The following is a 521-nucleotide window of genomic DNA, read 5'->3' as shown; positions in this document are numbered from 1 at the left end:
GCACCAAGATCCGAGCAACTTCCCGGAAGTTGGCGCCTCGGGGGCGCAGGAGGCAACAACATCCCTGGTGTTGCGCGGATCTCCCTCATTGATCTCGCCGCGCGCCAAGATCGCGCTCGATCCTGGATGTAGTGGCATCCCCGCGCGCCGATGCCACTACATCCACGTTCGAGCACGATCTTGCCCGGAGCGGACAGCCGCGGACCCGGACCGGGCACGGGCACGGGCACGGACGCAGGCACGGGCACGGACGCAGGCACGGACCCTGGCACGGGCGCGGGCACGCACCCGGGCACGGACCCGGGCGCGGGCGCGGGCGCGGGCACGCACCCGGGCACGGACCCGGGCGCGGGCGCGGGCACGGGCACGGGCGCGGGCGCGGGCACGGACGCAGGCGCAGGCACGGACGCAGGCGCAGGCACGGACGCAGGCGCAGGCACGGACGCAGGCGCAGGCACGGACGCAGGCGCAGGCACGGACGCAGGCGCAGGCACGGACGCAGGCGCAGGCACGGACGCAGG

This window comes from Micromonospora sp. DT53, assembly GCF_049841535.1.
Taxonomy (GTDB): domain Bacteria; phylum Actinomycetota; class Actinomycetes; order Mycobacteriales; family Micromonosporaceae; genus Micromonospora.
The sequence above is the reverse complement of the archived record's forward strand: the minus strand, read 5'-3'. Positions refer to the sequence as shown.